This window comes from Massilia scottii (assembly GCF_030846495.1).
GTDB lineage: Bacteria > Pseudomonadota > Gammaproteobacteria > Burkholderiales > Burkholderiaceae_D > Telluria_A > Telluria_A violaceinigra.
In genome coordinates this window covers 1-17,999 of record NZ_JAVCWM010000002.1, presented here as the reverse complement: position 1 = coordinate 17,999, position 17,999 = coordinate 1, and the positions used below count along the sequence as shown (strand labels likewise).

General features: G+C 63.8%; 12 protein-coding genes. 8 read left to right on the top strand and 4 right to left on the bottom strand.

The annotated features are described in order from the left end of the window. Positions 1–16 precede the first annotated feature (16 nt). Positions 17–3,061: a CHASE domain-containing hybrid sensor histidine kinase/response regulator family protein gene (locus RBA41_RS02410; RefSeq protein WP_306620678.1), complete on the bottom strand. Its 3,045-nt coding sequence runs from the start codon at positions 3,059–3,061 to the stop codon at positions 17–19. 210 nt (positions 3,062–3,271) lie between these two features. Between RBA41_RS02410 and RBA41_RS02405 the strand changes: the two genes are divergently transcribed. After that, positions 3,272–5,347, top strand: a complete 2,076-nt coding sequence (locus tag RBA41_RS02405; RefSeq protein ID WP_306620676.1) for a prolyl oligopeptidase family serine peptidase — start codon at positions 3,272–3,274, stop codon at positions 5,345–5,347. Between the two features lie 293 nt (positions 5,348–5,640). Beyond that, on the top strand, positions 5,641–6,663 hold the full coding sequence (locus RBA41_RS02400; protein WP_306620674.1) for a hypothetical protein: 1,023 nt from the start codon (positions 5,641–5,643) through the stop codon (positions 6,661–6,663). A 15-nt stretch (positions 6,664–6,678) separates the two neighbouring features. On the opposite strand, the gene RBA41_RS02395 is transcribed toward RBA41_RS02400, so the two are convergent. Then, positions 6,679–7,266: an acyl-homoserine-lactone synthase gene (locus RBA41_RS02395; protein WP_306620672.1), complete on the bottom strand. Its 588-nt coding sequence runs from the start codon at positions 7,264–7,266 to the stop codon at positions 6,679–6,681. Between the two features lie 141 nt (positions 7,267–7,407). Here RBA41_RS02395 and RBA41_RS02390 point away from each other — a divergent pair, with 141 nt between their 5' ends. Then, on the top strand, positions 7,408–7,698 hold the full coding sequence (locus tag RBA41_RS02390) for a helix-turn-helix domain-containing protein (RefSeq protein WP_306620670.1): 291 nt from the start codon (positions 7,408–7,410) through the stop codon (positions 7,696–7,698). Here the strand turns inward: RBA41_RS02390 and RBA41_RS02385 are convergent. Beyond that, positions 7,673–8,389 (bottom strand): helix-turn-helix transcriptional regulator, encoded by a 717-nt coding sequence (locus RBA41_RS02385; RefSeq protein ID WP_306620668.1) that lies wholly within the window; start codon positions 8,387–8,389, stop codon positions 7,673–7,675. The two genes, RBA41_RS02390 and RBA41_RS02385, sit on opposite strands and share 26 nt — an antisense overlap. 474 nt (positions 8,390–8,863) lie before the next feature. Between RBA41_RS02385 and RBA41_RS02380 the strand changes: the two genes are divergently transcribed. Genes RBA41_RS02380 through RBA41_RS02370 form a run of 3 tightly spaced genes read left to right on the top strand, consistent with a single transcriptional unit; the run spans position 8,864 to position 16,502 of the window. Then, positions 8,864–10,765, top strand: coding sequence for a putative bifunctional diguanylate cyclase/phosphodiesterase (locus RBA41_RS02380; protein ID WP_306620666.1), 1,902 nt, complete (start codon positions 8,864–8,866; stop codon positions 10,763–10,765). After that, a complete protein-coding gene (locus RBA41_RS02375) occupies positions 10,762–15,663 on the top strand; it encodes a hybrid sensor histidine kinase/response regulator (protein ID WP_306620664.1) in 4,902 nt (1,633 codons plus the stop codon). The genes RBA41_RS02380 and RBA41_RS02375 overlap by 4 nt, the downstream gene beginning before the upstream one ends. A 23-nt stretch (positions 15,664–15,686) precedes the next feature. Continuing rightward, positions 15,687–16,502, top strand: a complete 816-nt coding sequence (locus RBA41_RS02370; RefSeq protein ID WP_306620662.1) for a CheR family methyltransferase — start codon at positions 15,687–15,689, stop codon at positions 16,500–16,502. Here the strand turns inward: RBA41_RS02370 and RBA41_RS02365 are convergent. Beyond that, positions 16,499–17,104, bottom strand: a complete 606-nt coding sequence (locus tag RBA41_RS02365; RefSeq protein WP_306620660.1) for a hypothetical protein — start codon at positions 17,102–17,104, stop codon at positions 16,499–16,501. The genes RBA41_RS02370 and RBA41_RS02365 overlap by 4 nt on opposite strands. 121 nt (positions 17,105–17,225) lie before the next feature. Here RBA41_RS02365 and RBA41_RS02360 point away from each other — a divergent pair, with 121 nt between their 5' ends. Continuing rightward, positions 17,226–17,675 carry an antitoxin PaaA2 family protein gene (locus tag RBA41_RS02360; protein WP_306620658.1) on the top strand — a complete coding sequence of 150 codons (450 nt, stop codon included), beginning with the start codon at positions 17,226–17,228 and terminating at the stop codon, positions 17,673–17,675. Then, positions 17,662–17,946, top strand: a complete 285-nt coding sequence (locus RBA41_RS02355; protein ID WP_306620656.1) for a type II toxin-antitoxin system RelE/ParE family toxin — start codon at positions 17,662–17,664, stop codon at positions 17,944–17,946. Before RBA41_RS02360 ends, RBA41_RS02355 begins: the two co-directional genes overlap by 14 nt. Positions 17,947–17,999: the final 53 nt, after the last annotated feature.

Sequence of the window (17,999 nt, the reverse complement as noted above, 5' to 3'; positions counted from 1 at the left end):
TGATCGACAAGCGCTCTCAGCTTGCGGATTCGGTCAATTCCTGCGCGATGTGCTCATTCAACTGGTCGAGCAGCGCGTACATGCTGGCCACCAGCGTGCGCGCCTGGTCCACCGTGGCACCCTCGCGCAGGCGTTCCAGGTCCTGGCACAGGTCGGCGAAACGCATCGCGCCCACGGCCTTGGCCGATGCCTTGATGCGGTGCCCCAGGTCGGCCATGCGTTCCAGGTCGGCGCGGTCGAGCGCTTCGCTCACGTCGGCCAGGCCGTCGCGCGCCGAGTCGAGGAACATGAATGCGTACTTGCGCATCTTGACCGGATTGGCGCCGAAGGTCAGCGACAGCGCCGACATATCGAGCATGCCGGCGTCGCTCGAGGCCACCGGCGCGGCCGACATGCGGGTCGGCGCCTGGTCGGCCACCGCCGCCACGCGCCGCCGTCCGTTGCGCGCCGGGCGCGTGGCCAGCCACCTGGCGATCACCTCGAACAGCAGCTTGGGCGAAATCGGCTTGGTGACGAATTCGTTCATGCCCGCTTCCAGGCAGCGCGTCTGGTCGTCCTTGCCGGCGTTGGCGGTCATGGCGATCACCAGCGCGTCGCGCAGGCGCGGGTCGGAGCGGATCATGCGGGTCGCTTCGAAACCGTCCATCACCGGCATCTGCACGTCCATCAGCACGCAGTCGAAGCGCTCCTTGAGCATCAGGTCGATCGCTTCCTTGCCGTTGTTGGCCACCACCACCGTGGCCTGGGCTTCTTCGAGCAGTTCCTGCCCCACCTGCTGGCTGAAGATATTGTCTTCCACCAGAAGGATGTAGGCGCCGCGCAGCTGCTCGAGCACCGCAGGATCGACGGCGCTGCGGTCGCCCGGCAGGAAGTTGAGCGCCTTGCCCAGGCGCGCCGTGAACCAGAAGGTGCTGCCCTGGCCCGGGGTGCTGTCGACGCCGACGGTGCCGCCCATCAGCTCCGCAAGCTGCTTGCTGATCACCAGCCCCAGGCCGGTGCCGCCGTATTTACGCGTGGTCGACGGGTCGGCCTGGTGGAAGGACTTGAACAGGTCGGCGATTTCGGCCTCGCTCATGCCGATGCCGGCGTCGATGACCTCGAAGCGCACGACGAAGTCGTTCTCGCCTTCCTCGGCCGCCAGCGCGCGCACCCGGATGCTGCCGTTTTCCGAGAACTTGATGGCGTTCGAGGTGAAGTTGAGCAGCACCTGCTCGAGCCGCAGCGGGTCGCCGCGCAACTGCAGCGCCAGGTGCGGGTCGATCTCGAAGTCGAGATGGAGGTGCTTGTTGGCGGCCGCATCGCCAAGCTGGTTGGAGATGTTCTGCATCAGCGCGCGCAGGCCGAAATCGAGCACTTCGAGTTCGAGCTTGCCCGCTTCGATCTTGGAAAAGTCGAGGATGTCGTTGATGATGCCGAGCAGGTGCTGGCTCGAATGGTAGATTTTTTCGAGGTAGTCGCGCTGCTTCGGATTGGCCACCGTCTTGAGCGCCAGGTGCGACATGCCGATGATGCTGTTCATCGGCGTGCGGATCTCGTGGCTCATATTCGACAGGAAGTTGCTCTTGGCCTGATTCGCGGCGTCGGCCTGCGCCTTGAGCTGGTGCAGTTCGGTCACGTCGGTCGACAGGCCGATCACGGCGCTCACTTCGCCGTCGAGCAGCACCGGCACCTTGACGGTCCACAGCTGGCGCACGGTGCCATCGGGCTCGGTGAATTCCACCTGGCTGGCGTGGCGCGCGCCGTCGGTGAAGATCTTGCTGTCCTGGTTCCAGTAAAAATCAGCCATCTCGGGCGTCATCACTTCGCGATCGAGCTTGCCGATGATCGCTTCGGCCGGCTGGCCCATCGCTTCGGCGGTGCGCGCGTTGATGTAGATGTAGCGGCGCTCGCTGTCCTTCATGTACACGTGCGCGTCGATGCTGTTGAGGACCGAATCGAGCAGCACGCGCTGTTCGATGGCGGCGCGGCGCGAGCGGTACAGGGTGAAGAAGTAGGCGTAGGCCAGCAGCGTGACCAAAAAGCCGGCGCCGAACGTGACCGGCGGCAGCAGCACGTCGAAAGCGCTGTACAGGTCCGCGCGGGCGACCCGGAAATGGGCCTTCCACAGGTTGCCGTTGTAGTCGACCGGCAGCACGGTGTCGAAATGGCTGGCGCGGTCCCGGCCGCCGGCGGCCACCGGGTCGTGATCGTTGTACAGCAGCCGGTCGAGCCGGCCCAGGGCCAGGGTGCGCTGCTCGGGATCGGGGGCGCCGTCGGAATACAAGGCCAGCCTGAGACGGCGCTGCGGCATTTCCTCGAGCGCGCTGCCGACCAGCGCCGGCACCGAAAAGCCGATCCCCACGCTGCCGATGTAGGCGGCGCGGCGCGCCTGCGCGGTGTAGAGCAGCGCGCCGCTGCGGTACACCGGCATGCGCATGCCCAGCGCCACGTGCGGACGCGGTTCGTTGACGATGATCGGCATGCCGGAGGCGCTGATCCTGCCGCTGTCGCGCGCCTGGTCCAGGTGCGCCAGGGCGGCCGCATTGGCGCCGATGTCGAGGCCCATGCGGCTGCCGGCGCGCGCCGCTTGCGGTTCGATATAAGTGAGCACCGTGTAGCCGGCGCGCTCGCCCTCGGGACGGATGCTGAAGTCGGGATAGCCGCCCGCGTCCAGGCTGCGGTCGGCCCGCACCGAGGCGATGAAGTCCTCGCGTTCGGCCGCCGTCACGTAGCGCGCGAAGCTAACCCCTTCGATGGCCGGGTAATGCGTGCCCATGCCGAGCGCCTGCACGTAGCGGTGAAACTGCAGGCGGCTGGGCGCCTCGGCGCTCTGGAACAGGGCCGACATGCCGCGCGCGAGGTCGGAATAGGACTTGATGCGGGTCGACAGGCTCGATTGCGCGCCGCGCGCAAAGGCGTCGAAGCGCTGGCGCGCATCGCTGTCGACCGTCCTGGTCGCGCCCATGTGCAGCAGGGACGCCACCAGCGCCGATAACGACAGCCCCGCGGCCCACCATGCCAGGCGCGCACCCGGGCGGCTGCCGACGGTGCCCGCCATGGTGCGCTTGATCGCTTGCATCATCGTCCAACCCCGTTATTTTCGCTCGGCCGTACTCGGAAACCACCCTGCAGGCAGCATACTATTAGTGAAATGGATGGCGCGCGCGGACCTGCCGACCGACGCACTCCCTCAAGGGTACTTTGCAGCAAGAGAACATGCAATTGATAAATTTTACTGTCGCGCCGGCGCCATAGTGCGGCCGAGAAAGCAGTACAGGACACAGGAGCGACAATGCGACATTTGATTGGCGAAAGCATATCGGAAATGGTGAAACCGGCGCACGCGGCAGACGGCGCGGACGATCCGCATCTGTGGCTGGAAGACGTTACCTCGGCCGCCGCGCTGGACTGGGTACGCGCGCGCAACGCCGTGTGCGAGCGCGAGCTCGAAGGCAAGCCGGATTTTGCCACCCTGCGCGAGCGGCTAGCGACCATCCTCAACGACAAGGCGCGCATTCCCTGGGTCAGCGAACATGCTGGCCATGTTTACAACTTCTGGCGCGACGCCACCCATGTGCGCGGCCTGTGGCGGCGCACCACCCTGGCCGATTACCGCGCCGAAGCGCCCGACTGGCATACGGTGCTCGACCTCGACCTGCTGGCCCACGCCGAGCAGGAGAACTGGGTCTGGGCCGGCGCCTCCTTCCTGCGCCCGGCCGGCGCACGCTGCCTGGTCTTCCTCTCGCGCGGCGGCGGCGACGCCCATGTGGTGCGCGAATTCGACCTTGGCACTCTGACCTTCGTGGCCGATGGCTTTGCCCTGCCCGAATCGAAAGGCAGCGTGCGCTGGCTCGATGCCGGCCGGCTGGCCGTGGCTACCGACTTCGGCCCCGGCAGCATGACGGCGTCGGGCTATCCGCGCATCGTCAAGGAGTGGCGGCGCGGCACGCCCCTGGCCGAGGCCAGCATGCTGTTCGAGGCGCGCGCGGATGACCTGAGCGTGTCGGCCTACAAGGTGTTCACGCCCGGCTTCGAGCACGAGTTCGTGGAGCGCCAGATCGGTTTTTACAGCAGCGAGCTGTTTCTGCGCAGCGGTGCGGCGCTCACCCGCATCGACAAGCCGGACGACGCCAATGCCTACACGGTGCGCGACCAGCTTGTCATCGAACTGCGCTCCGACTGGCAGGTGGGCGGGCGCAGGTATCCGCAAGGGGCGCTGGTGGCGGCCGATTTTGCCCGATTCATGCAGGGGGAGCGCGATTTCGCCGTATTGTTTACCCCGAGCGCCACCAGTTCGCTCGACGGCGTGGCCATGACGGCCAACGCCCTGCTGCTCACGGAACTGGACAAGGTGAAAAACCGCATCGCCGAACTGCGCCATGTGCGCGGCCAGTGGCAGCGGCGCGAGGTGACGGCCCCGGCATTCGGCGCGCTGGAGGTGAGCGCGCTCGATCCGGCGGGGTCGGATCAGTATTTCCTGACCGTAAGCGATTTCTTGACGCCGACCAGTCTTTACCTGTGCCAGGTGGGCAGCGACCGGCGCCAGGCGCTCAAGGCGATGCCGGTCTTTTTCTCGGCCAAGCCGTATATCGTCAGGCAATTCGAGGCGGTCTCGAAAGATGGCACGCGGGTACCGTATTTCGTGGTCATGGACCGCAAGACGCGCATGGATGGCAGGAATCCGACCGTTCTGTACGGATATGGCGGCTTCGAAATTTCGATGAAGCCGTTTTACAGCGGCGTGACCGGGGAAGCGTGGCTGGCGCGCGGCGGCGTGTATGTGCTGGCCAATATCCGCGGCGGCGGCGAATTCGGGCCGCGCTGGCACCAGGCGGCGCTCAAGGACCAGCGCCAGCGCGCCTTCGATGATTTCATCGCCGTTGCGCAAGATTTAATCGAGCGCAAGGTCAGCAGTCCGCCGCACCTGGGCATCATGGGCGGCAGCAATGGGGGCTTGCTGGTGGGGGCGGCGATGACGCAGCGCCCGGATCTGTTCAACGCGGTGGTGTGCCAGGTGCCGCTGCTGGACATGCGGCGCTACCACAAGCTGCTGGCGGGGGCCTCGTGGATGGGCGAATATGGCGATCCGGAGCTGGCGCACGAGTGGGAATATATCCAGCGCTACTCGCCGTATCACAATGTATTTAGCGACAAGCGCTATCCGCGCGTGCTGCTGACCACCTCGACCCGGGATGACCGGGTGCACCCTGGACACGCGCGCAAGATGGTGGCCCTGATGGAAGCGCAGGGGCATGACGTGCTGTATTGGGAAAACCTGGAGGGCGGACACGCCGGCGCGGCCAATAACGACCAGCAGGCGCAGATGTGGGCGCTGACGTATACATTTTTGCTTGAGCAGTTGCGTTAAGGAAAGCGCCCGCCGTCCCCGCCGGTTCCGCCGGTGGCAATACCGGCGGGGAAGATGTCGTATCCCCGCCAAAAAAATCCACCTGGAATATCGAATAGCGCAAACGTTCCCGTAAAAGTTCCTTTCCCTTCGCCATTCCCGGCGCCGCGCCACGCCCTTCCCGCCCCCATTTCCACCCTCCCCGACCTGCTATTTCTGCCAGCTACCCCGGCCCCGTTGTCCGGTTTGTAATAGTTCATCAAGCGAACTCATCTACCTGCCGATCAACCCGAACCATGACTGGAAACATCACCATGGAACACCTCGCCTCACTATCCCCCCAGGTTTCCCCCGCCCAGCCGGCGGTGTTGCGAGAGAGCGCCCCGCGCATCATCGGCGGCGGCAGGTTCTGGAGTCCCGGCATCGGACTCGGCGCGGGCATCATCCTTGAACTGTCCGCCGACATCGACAGCCTCTCGCAGCGCATCGCCCAGTTGCCCGAGCGCGCCGGCGCCGTGCGGCCGATGGTCACCCATTACCTGTTCATGGTCAAAACCCTGGCCGCCGCCTGGGCCACGCGCAGCCGGCCCGGCCTGCACGCCGCGCTCGACGGCCTGCGCTACCTGGGCGAAAGCTTGCTGGCGCAGGACGCCGCGCCGCTGGCCGCGGCGCTGCTGAACATGTTCCACGGCCGACCCTCGGACGGCGGCGCGGGCGCGGTACGCCTGATCGACGGCCTGGCGCGGCGCCTGGCCGCTCCCAGCCAGGCGCTGGACACGATCGACCAGGATGTCGGCAGTTACCTGGCGCAAATGGCACGCGCTTCGGCCGACCTGGAAACGGATACGGTACTGGTCACCCAGCGCCTGCAGGCCGACCACGTGCACGCCTTCATCCTGGCGCAACAGGTCAATACATTGCAGGGAAAACTGGCCGAGGCGCGCGCGCGCCGCCACAGCCACTGGCTGCTCGGGCCGGAGGCGGAGGAAGCGCGCAACGATATCAGCCTGCATAGCGGCGCGCTCGACAGCGTGATGCGCCAGCTCGACCATATCCGGAACGGGCAAAGCGCCATGATGGCCGAGGCCGCCTATCTGCAGGGCTTGCTGCCGACCCTGTCCGCCTATCTGAGCGGCATGGACCGGATCGGCGCCGGCATCCGCACCGTGGCGGCCGGCACCCGCGCCCTGCGCGCCGAGCTCGATGAACTGAAAAACGTGCTGCTGGCCGGCCCCGGCGTGAGCGGCCAGGCCCATGCCCAGCTGCAAGCCGCCCTGCCCGCCTGGCGCACCCTGGCGGCGCGCATCGCCACCTTCCCCCCGGCCCCGGCCGACTGAGCTGGCGGGGGCCGCTCAGGACGCCAGGCGCGACTCGAACATCGCTTCGTAGGTGCCGGCGATGTCGATATACAGGGCCACGGCGCGCTCGACCCCGATCTGCACCGGGTCGCCGAAGCGCGTGGTGAGCACCCCGGCACGGCGCAGCAGGCGCTCGATGGCGGTGGTGGTGACGGTTACGTACTGGTCCAGCCCGGCGTGATGGCCGTGGCTGATGATTTCGCCGATCGATTCCATCGTAATGTCGGAAAAACCGAAATTCTGGTTGCCATCGGTTTCGATGGCAAAGCGCGACAATTCCCAAATGCGTTCATTCTGAGGGGCATCCTGGCCGTGCAGGAGCTGCGCAAATGAATCCTTGAGCATGTACGGGCCTTCGGTCGGCAAAAGGCGCCAGCAGCCGCGCAAGGCCCCTCCGCCCGGTTCACGGATCATCATGTAGAGCGGTTCGAGGGCATCGTAGCCATCGATCTCCATGCCGCTCATGATCGGCACTTCCCAGCCGAGCCGGTCTTTAAAGACCTTGGCGCGCAGTGTATGCATCTCCCACAGGTCACGCGATTTAAATTCGCGCCGTGCAGCGATTCGAATATGCAGAGCCATCTTAGGTACCTCGCTTTATAAAAGTTATGCAACTTGCATGAAGAATCATGCAAAAAAGTCATTGACATAACTAGTAGAGTTGCTAGGTGGCCCGTAAGCACAGTGAATGGAATACTGCCCTTTTGTTTGCGAGGAAACGGTATGGCTCAGGATTTCAATTACCAGACGACGGCCGTGGCAGAACAGCGCGGCGAGGTCGATCACGATAGCGGCGCCGCACAGGCAGGCAGCATGGCCAGCACGCCCCACAGCGAATTAAAACGCTTCAGGATCAGCAAGCGCGAGAGCCAGGAAAAGTTCTGGGGACGCTTCGGCGTCACCCAATCCAGCGGCAGCCGCTTTGAAACCGGCCTGGGCATCCCGGCGCCGGTGGCAATTTTAGTCAAGCTGTATGTCAAGGGCAAGCTCAGCGATGGGGATCTTCCGGGCTGATGATGCCCAGGCTGATGGCCTTGACCAGTGCCTGCTGCCGGGTGTTGACATTGAATTTCACGCGGATGTTGCCGATGTGAAAATTCACGGTCGCCTCGGAGCAGAGCACGATCTTGGAGATTTCCCACGACGATTTGCCAACCATGACCCAGTTGAGCACTTCGAGTTCGCGCTTGGTGAGGCGGGGAATCGGCTCGGCGCCAGGCTTGGGCGCGACGAATTTGAGCGAGGACTCGAAGGCATAGTCGCGGATCAGCGATAACGACGGCATCAGTTGGCTGATGGTGCTGTCGAACTCGCCGTTGGGCGGCGCATCGGACGCAAAACTGACCACGCCGAATTCGCCGCTCGGCCCGTGGATGGGGAAAGTGATGCCGGAACGGATGCCGTAGCCGCAGGCTTCCTCGTACATCTCGCGCTGGCCGGGGGCGTGGAAGGTATCCGGTTCCCACACGATGGGAAGCGAGCTGGTCATGCAATGGGCGACCGTCGGGTCCACGTAGTGGAGCTTGTCGGCGTCGTAGCGGCTGCGCCATGCGGCCGCGTAATTGCTATGCAGGAAAGCCGTCTCCAGTTTCACATGCTTGGAGCCAACGGCGCCATACAGCACCTGGTCGAATCCCTGGTCGTGGGCCAGCGAAAACAGGGCGGAACTCCAGCCATTCTCCTGGTCGCTTTTTAACAGCGTCATCAGTTGTCCCATTTTCACCATTGCCGTCACTCCCTTTTGTTGCCTATTTTACACAAATATCCCGTACTGACACTAGAAGGTATGCTCGCGCAAATTAAAAGTCCTGCAAATGTAACTATTTGTCAGTATTTTAGGCTTTTCCGCACCCTTGTGTTGGACAAGTTGTACGGACAATTCCCTTTGGAAATGAAACTAATAGTTACGTCGGGTTGACTTGCGCGGCAAGGCCAAACCCGTCGCGCAATCACAACATGGACCCTGAGCACAATGAATTGTGCGTCATGGAAATTTATTCTCGGGTAGTCTCTGGCCACTTTCTGTTATGGGGCCATGCGAAACGGGTAAGTTGCACGTTTTTCTCGCCCCTGGCCACGCGCGGCGCCGGTGCTTGCCTGGTTGGCGCACTGGTATACAGTTGCTGTTCCGTAGTAAACAATGTGATCGGCAGCCATTTCCAACCAGACCCACCGCACCGTGCAGATCATTCCGAAAGTCTTACTCGTCAACGATGATGCAGCCAGCCTGCTCGCGCTCGAAAGCCTGCTGACCGGGGCGGCGCTTGCGCAGCATTACAAACTGCTCACCGCCACGTCCGGCCATGATGCGCTGCGCATGGTGCTGACCCACGATTTTGCGGTGATCCTGCTCGACGCCAACATGCCCGGCATGGATGGGTTCGAGACTGCCGAGGCCATCCATTCGCACCCCCGCACCAGCGCGGTGCCGATCATTTTCATCACCGCCCATTACGGCGACGAGCGCCATCGGCTGCAAGCCTACAGCAAGGGCGCGGCCGACTATCTGTTTACACCGGTAATCCCGCAGGTACTGCAAACCAAGGTGGCGGTCTTCGTCGACCTGACCCGCAAGAACCTCGAACTGCAGGCCAAGACGCGCGAACTGTCGCTGCTCAACCAGGATCTGCGCGTGCAGCGCGTGCAGGACCTCGAACGCATCAACCGCGCCCTCGAACAGGAAGTGGCCGAGCGCAAGGTGGCCGAAGAACGCGCGCAGGCACTGTCGATCCGCGACCCGCTGACCAACCTGGTCAACCGCCGCTCGCTGATCGCCCAACTCGAACACGCCGTGGCCACGGCCGACCGCCACCAGGGCGAATTCGCCCTGCTGTTCCTCGACCTGGACCGCTTCAAGCAGATCAACGATTCGCTCGGCCACGAGGTGGGCGACGAATTGCTGCGCCAGGTGGCGGCGCGCCTGCTGGCGGCGGTGCGCGTGTCGGACGTGGTGGCGCGCCTGGGCGGCGACGAATTCGTGGTGCTGCTCGAAGGCCGCGGCGCCCCCGCCAACGCGGCCCGGGTGGCACGCAAGATCGAGCAGGCGCACAGCCGCCCGTTCGAGATCAACGGCCAGCGCATCGCCACCTCGACCAGCATCGGCATCGGCCTGTATCCGCAGGATGCGAACAGCGCCTCGCAGCTGATGAAAAACGCCGACACGGCCATGTACCACGCCAAGCAGCACCGGCGCGGCAGCATCGAATTTTTCCGCGAAGAGCTCAACACGCGCGAGCGCGAGCGCGCCCAGTGGGTGGCCGAGCTGCACGCGGCGCTCGAACGCAAGGAGTTCGAGCTGCTGTTCCAGCCGCGCGCCGCCCTGCCCGACGGCGCCGTGTGCGCACTCGAAGCGCTGCTGTACTGGCGCCATCCGCGCCACGGGCTGATTGCCGCGTCCAGCTTCCTGCCCGACGTGGCCGACCGCCTGCTGCTCGAACAGGTGTGCGAATGGATGCTGGGCGCCGCCTGCAGCCAGGCCGCCGCCTGGCGCGCGCAGCCGGCGCCGCCGCCGGAGGTGGTCATGGCGGTCGACCTGGCACTGCTGCAAATCCGTCCCGAGCTGGCCGCGCGCGTGCTGGCGCATCTGCGCACCTGCAAGCTGCCGCCCGGCTGGCTGGAGCTGGAAATTCCCGAGCACCTGCTGCTCAACACGCGCGACAATGTCGCCGTGCTGCGCCAGTTGAAAGCGGCCGGCGTGCGCCTGACGGTCGACGACTTCGGCAGCGCCGGCGCGGCCCTGGCCATGCTGCGCGAACTGCCGCTCGATGCCATGAAAATCGACCGTGCCTTTGTACGCGCCATTGGCGTGGACGGCGGCACCGACATGGCCGCCGCCATCGTCCACCTGGGGCGCGCGCTCGGCCTGCGCGTGCTGGCCCAAGGCGTGCATACGGAAGAACAGCTGTCCGTCCTGCAGTCGCTCGGCTGCGACGAATTCCAGGGCGAACTGCTGAGCCCTCCCCTGCACGCGCCGGCCATGCTGGCGCTGCTGCGGGACCAATGCAAGACCGACCAGACAACGAGCCCGAATCCGAATCGGGCCGCTCCTTCAACTCCCAAAAAACGAGGACTAAGCCGATGAACAACATGACCGACCTGGCCGAGGAACTGGACATCAAGCTCCTGCTATCGACCCTGATGGCGCTCAAGAAAGGCGACTTCACGGCGCGCATGCCATCCGACTGGAGCGGCATGTCGGGCAAGATCGCCGACACGCTCAACGAGATCATCGAGACCAAGGAAAAAATGGTGCAGGCGGTGACCGACGTCTCGCGCGTGGTGGGCCGCGAAGGCCGCCTGACCCAGCGCGCCTCGGTCCCCAACGTGGTGGGCGGCTGGGCCACCATCATCAGCTCCGTCAACACCCTGATCGACGACCTGGTGCGCCCGACCACCGAAATGGCGCGCGTCATCGGCGCGGTGGCCAAGGGCGACCTGTCGCAGACCATGGCGCTGGAAGTGGACGGCCATCCGCTCAAGGGCCAGTACCTGCGCGCGGCCACCACCGCCAACACCATGGTCGAGCAGCTGTCCTCGTTTTCGTCGGAAGTCACGCGCGTGGCGCGCGAAGTGGGTACCGAGGGTAAGCTCGGCGGCCAGGCGCAGGTAAAAGGCGTGGCCGGCACCTGGAAGGACTTGACCGACTCGGTCAACTCGATGGCGGGTAACCTGACCTCGCAGGTGCGCAACATCGCCGAGGTGACCACCGCGGTGGCCAACGGCGACTTGTCCAAGAAAATCACGGTGGACGTGCGCGGCGAGATCCTGCAGCTGAAGGACACCATCAACGTCATGGTGGACCAGCTGCGCTCCTTCGCCTCGGAAGTGACACGCGTGGCGCGCGAAGTGGGGACCGAAGGAAAACTGGGCGGCCAGGCGTACGTGCCGGGGGTGGGCGGCACCTGGAAGGACTTGACCGATAACGTGAACTTCATGGCGTCCAACCTGACCGGCCAGGTGAGGAACATCGCGGCGGTGACGACCGCGGTGGCGAATGGCGACCTGTCCAAGAAGATCACTGTGGACGTGAAGGGGGAAATTCTCGAACTTAAAAACACGATTAACGTGATGGTGGACCAGTTGTCCTCCTTCGCCTCGGAAGTCACGCGGGTGGCGCGCGAAGTGGGTACCGAAGGCAAGCTGGGCGGCCAGGCGCAGGTGAAAGGCGTGGCCGGTACCTGGAAGGACTTGACCGACTCGGTCAACTCGATGGCGGGTAACCTCACCGGCCAGGTGCGCAACATCGCCGACGTGACGACCGCGGTGGCGAACGGCGACTTGTCCAAGAAGATCACGGTGGACGTCAAGGGCGAGATCCTGGAGCTGAAAAACACCATCAACGTGATGGTCGACCAGCTGAACTCCTTTGCCTCGGAAGTGACGCGCGTGGCGCGCGAGGTGGGTACCGAAGGTAAGCTGGGCGGCCAGGCCAACGTGCCCGGCGTGGCGGGCACGTGGAAAGACTTGACCGACGGCGTGAACTCGATGGCGGGTAACCTCACCGGCCAGGTGCGCAACATCGCCGACGTGACGACCGCGGTGGCGAACGGCGACCTGTCCAAGAAGATCACGGTGGACGTCAAGGGCGAAATTCTCGAACTGAAAAACACGATTAACGTGATGGTGGACCAATTGTCTTCCTTCGCATCGGAAGTCACGCGCGTGGCGCGCGAGGTGGGTACCGAAGGTAAGCTGGGCGGCCAGGCGTACGTGCCGGGCGTGGGCGGCACCTGGAAGGACTTGACCGATAACGTGAACTTCATGGCGTCCAATCTGACCGGCCAGGTGAGGAACATCGCGGCGGTGACCACCGCCGTGGCGCGCGGCGACCTGTCCAAGAAGATCACGGTGGACGTGAAGGGCGAGATCCTGGAACTGAAAGACACCATCAACGTGATGGTGGATCAATTGTCCTCGTTCGCGTCGGAAGTGACGCGGGTGGCGCGCGAAGTGGGTACGGAGGGCAAGCTGGGCGGCCAGGCCAATGTGTCCGGCGTGGCCGGCACGTGGAAGGATTTGACCGAGAACGTCAACCAGCTGGCGGCAAACCTCACCAACCAGGTGCGCGCGATTGCCGAGGTGGCGACCGCCGTGACGCGCGGCGACTTGTCGCGTTCGATTCAGGTGGAAGCGCGCGGCGAGGTGTCCTACCTGAAGGACAACATCAACGAGATGATCCGCAACCTGAAAGAAACCACGCAGAAAAACGCGCAGCAGGATTGGCTCAAGACCAACCTGGCGCGCTTTACGCGCCTGCTGCAAGGCCAGCGCGATTTGCAGGCGGTCACAAAACTGATCCTGTCCGAACTGGCGCCGCTCGTATCGGCCCACCACGGCGTGTTCTACATGATGGATTCGCAGGAGCTCGACGCGCGCCTGCGCATGATCGCCAGCTACGGCTACCGTTCCAGCCGCAAGCTGGCCACCTCCTTCCTGCCGGGCGAAGGCCTGGTCGGCCAGTGCGCGGTGGAGAAAAGCCGCATCTGGCTGACCGACGTACCGCGCGACTATATCGTGGTCTCGTCGGGCCTGGGCGCGGCGCCGCCGACCAATATCGTGGTGCTGCCGATCCTGTTCGAGCAGCAGGTCAAGGCCGTGATCGAAATCGCTTCGCTCGACCGCTTCACCGAAACCCACCTCTCCTTCCTCGACCAGCTGATGGAATCGATCGGCGTGGTGCTCAACACGATCGAAGCGAACAGCCGGACCGAATCGCTGCTGACCCAGTCCCAGTCGCTGGCGCAGGAACTGCAGCAGACCAACCAGGAACTGGCCGAAAAGGCGCGCCTGCTGTCCGAACAGAACATCGAGGTGGAACGCAAGAACCGCGAGGTGGAACAGGCCAAGCTGGCGCTGGAAGAAAAAGCGACCCAGCTGGCACTGTCGTCCAAGTACAAATCCGAGTTCCTCGCGAATATGTCGCACGAGCTGCGCACCCCGCTCAACTCCCTGCTCATTCTGGCGCAGCAGCTGTCGGATAACCCTGAGGGCAACCTCTCGGGAAAGCAAGTAGAGTTCGCAAAGACGATCCACGGTTCCGGATCGGACTTGCTGACTCTGATTAATGACATTCTCGACCTGTCCAAGATCGAATCCGGAACCGTGACACTCGATGTGTCGGAATACCGCTTCTCGAACCTGCGCAACTACGTCGACCGCACCTTCCGCCACATGGCCGAAGCGAAGCACCTGGGCTTCACGGTGCTGCTGGCGGACGCCCTGCCAACCGCCGTGATGACCGACACCACGCGACTGCAGCAGGTGCTCAAAAACCTGCTGTCGAACGCCTTCAAGTTCACCAGCCACGGCGAAGTCGCCCTCGAAATCTCGCTGGTGACGAGCGGCTGGACCAGCGACCATCCGAACCTGGTGCATGCCGACGCGGTGCTGGCGTTCTCGGTGCGCGACACCGGCGTGGGTATCGCGGCCGACAAGCTGCAGCTCATTTTCGAAGCGTTCCAGCAGGCCGACGGCTCGACCGCCCGCAAGTATGGCGGCACCGGCCTTGGCCTGTCGATTTCGCGCGAACTGGCGCGCCTGCTGGGCGGCGAGATCCGGGTCGAATCGGTGGTCAACGCCGGTTCCACCTTTACCCTGTTCCTGCCTTACAACCGGGCCGGCTTCATCAACTACGACCAGGCGCGCCAGCCGCAGCCTGCGCGCCTGGCGCCGCCGCCATCGACCGTGGTGTATGCCAGCACGGTCACGCCATACGACAGCAGCACCATCCACGCCGATCCGGCCGCGTCGCAAGCGCAGCTGGTCGAATACGCGTCGGTGCTGGACGACCGCGGCCTGATCGCCCCGGGCGACCCGTCGGTACTGATCATCGAGGACGACGAAAGCTTCGCCAAGGACGTCATGGAGTTCGCGCGCGAGAAGAACTTCAAGGCGATCGTCACGCACCAGGGCGATTCGGCGCTGTCGCTGGCGCGCGATTACCTGCCGTCGGCGATCATGCTCGACCTCGACCTGCCCGACATCGATGGCTTCACGGTGCTCGACCGCCTGAAACGCGATCCGAGCACGCGCCATATTCCGGTGCACGTGATGTCCAGCCTGCGCGAGCGCGAACGGGCGCTGCGCCAGGGCGCCATTTCGTACATCAGCAAGCCGGTCGAACGTGAGGCGCTGCAGGAAGAATTCACGCGCATCCAGAAGTTCCTGCTGGGCGGCAAACGCAGCCTGCTGGTGGTCGACGACGAGAAGATGCAGCGCGACTCGATCGTCTCGCTGATCGGCGACGCCGACCTGCGCATCGTGGCCGTCGAAACCGGCGAGGCCGCGCTGGAAGCGCTGCGCGGCTCGCACTTCGATTGCATGGTGCTGGACCTGACCCTGCCCGACATCAGCGGTTTCGACCTGCTCGACGTGATCGGCAAGGACCCTGCCCTGCGCGACCTGCCGATCGTGATCTACACCGCCAAGGAATTGAGCCGCAAGGAAGTGACCAAGCTGAAACGCTATGCCAAGACCATCGTCATCAAGGATGCGCGTTCGCCCGAACGCCTGCTCGACGAAACGGCCCTGTTCCTGCACCGCTCGCACGCCTCGCTGCCGGAACTGCAGCGGCGCATGCTGGAAGAGATCCACGCGGCCGATGGCGGCCTGGCCGGACGCAAGGTACTGATCGTCGACGATGATTTGCGCAACATCTTTGCCCTGTCGTCGCTGCTGGAGCGCCAGCAGATGCAGGTGTCGTTCGCCGAAAACGGCCGCGACGGCATCGAGGTGCTGGAAAAAGACCCGACCATCGAGATCGTCCTGATGGACATCATGATGCCGGAAATGGACGGCTACGACACCATGCGCGCCATCCGCCGCATACCGAAGTTCAAGTCGCTGCCGATCATCACGCTCACGGCCAAGGCGATGAAGGGCGACCGCGACAAGTGCATCGCCGCCGGTGCGTCGGACTACATCACCAAGCCGGTCGACGTGGCCCAGCTGCTGTCGCTGATGCGGGTGTGGCTGCATTGAACGGCCCAATCAGGCAGGCCGGCATGCAGTCAACCGAGGAGCTGGAAATCGACCTGCTGCTGGAGGGCGTTTTCCAGCACTACGGCTTCGACTTCCGCGCCTACGACCGTCCGGGCCTGAAGCGCCGGCTGCTGGCGTTGATGAAAGAGCGCGATCTGGCCACGGTGTCGCTGCTGCAGGACCGCGTGCTGCACGATGCCGCTGCCGCGGCGGCGCTGCTGCGCGCGCTGAGCGTGCGGCCGGCCTGCCTGTTCGACGATCCGGAACAGGTGCGCCAGACGCGCGAGGTGCTGGGCGCCTGCCTGCGCGCGTCGGCCGTGCCGAAGGTGTGGCTGGCCGAGTGCGCGCACGCGGAGGAAGCGTGGTCGCTGGCGATTTTATTGGCCGAGCAGCAGATGGATCATCGGACCGAGATCTTCGCCACCGTCGCCAACGAGGAATTGCTGGCCGAAGCGCGCGAGGCCAGCATCCCGATGGAGCGCATGGAGCAGTATCAGGAGAACTACCTGAAAAGCGGCGGGACGTCCAACCTGGCCGATTACTTCGAGGTGCGCGGCAAGCGCGCGGTGCTGCTGCCGGCGCTGCGCAGCCGCATCACGTGGGCGCAATACAACCTGGTGACGGATGCGTCGTTCAACGAGTTCCAGCTGATCTTATGCCGGCGCGCGCTGGCCGATTTTGGCCCCCTGCTGCGCCAGCGCGCCCTGCGCCTGTTCCACGACAGCCTGGCGCTGTTCGGGGTGCTGGGGATCGACCGGGAACTGTCGCCGGGCGACACGCTGGCGTCGAGCTACCGGCCGGTGCTTGCACACCAGCCGTGGTACAAGCGCGTCGCCTAGTCGATGTTGAGGCGCGCTTCGTCGTCGCGGTCGATCAGGCGGTCAATCACCACATCCATTTGTTCCGACATGAGCGCATCGAGGCTCCCGGTGCCTGTCAGTTTCCCCTTGAGCATGGCCTTCACTTGCGGGGCCATCCTGTTCCAGTTGTTCTGGTCGTACGTGACACTACCGAAGCGTCCTTCGCGGTCGAAGAACAGGTGCGTGTAACTGTTTTCGCTATTCTTTACATGGCCGAAGATGAAAACATTCGCATCGAGAAAAGCAATCTCGGCGTCCGTGAAATACTCGCCGAACTCCCAGCGGCCGCCCCACAGGTTGACAATCATGTCAACGAAGCCGCCGAACAGGATCAGGTTGCGGTGGTTCGCAGGGTAGAGCCGCAGCGAGCCTGATTGTTCCGGGTCCTGTACCTCGACGCTACCCTGTTCAAGATACAGCCCACGCAAGGCGGCAGGGCAGCATCGGCAAAGGCAAGGCTGACGGCGTAGTCTTTCTTGCGCAACTGGACGCCCGCTTTGCGCAACAATCCGGTCAAGGCGGTGAGGTTTTTTTTCATCGTCGGGTATGCGTGTTATCAGGGATGACGGGAAACTGCGCAAATACGGATGCCAGGCGTATGACCGGGCGCAATCAAATAAAAGATTTTTGCACTTAGCTGCTATTTGCGAAGAGAATAGCAGCTAACGGCTGCGCCATTCTATACGTAAAAGGAGATTCAGCATGCCAACCGAAACGATTGATCACGCCACGCTGACCAAGCTGGCAGAAGCTGGCGCAGTGTACAGCGCTCACGTCATGGCCCAACCTGGCGGCTGGGCCATTCTGGTCAAATATGGCACGACCGAACGTGCTCTTGCGACGCAGCGCAGTCAACAGATCCGCGTGTTTCGCAAGTTTGAAACGCTCGTGGGCTACCTGAAGGGCTTAGGGATCGTACGCTTTGAAGTGGACGCGATGAACTGGCAAGTTGACAGTCTCCCTGTCCGAAGGCGGCCGGATACGTCCGCAGCAATGAAGCAGGTGCACGAAGCGGCCGCTTACGATAAGTGGCTCAAGGCGGAAGTGCAGGAAGCGATTGACGACACCAGTCCAACAATCCCGCATGACGAGGTGGCGCGCAACGTGCGTGCGGCAATCAAGGGCGTAAGGACTAAGCGTGTTCCAGCTTGAATGGAAAAAGCAAGCGAATAACGACCTGATCAATATCGTGATGCATATTGCGGAAGATAGCCAGCTTGCCGCTAATCACCTGGCTGACCTGATCCTGGAAAAGGTCGCTCAGTTACGTGAGCGTCCGGAACTCTACCGGGCCGGGCGTAAGCGTGGCACACGGGAAATGGTCGTACACCCGCATTATATTGTGATCTACCGGGTGCGAAAAGCGACCGTCGAAATCTTGCGGGTGAAACACACTGCCCAACGCTGGCCGACTAAGGGATAACCATGTTGCCGGTCGCCGCAAAAGAACCGGCGGCCCAGCTCCCAGGCGGCGCC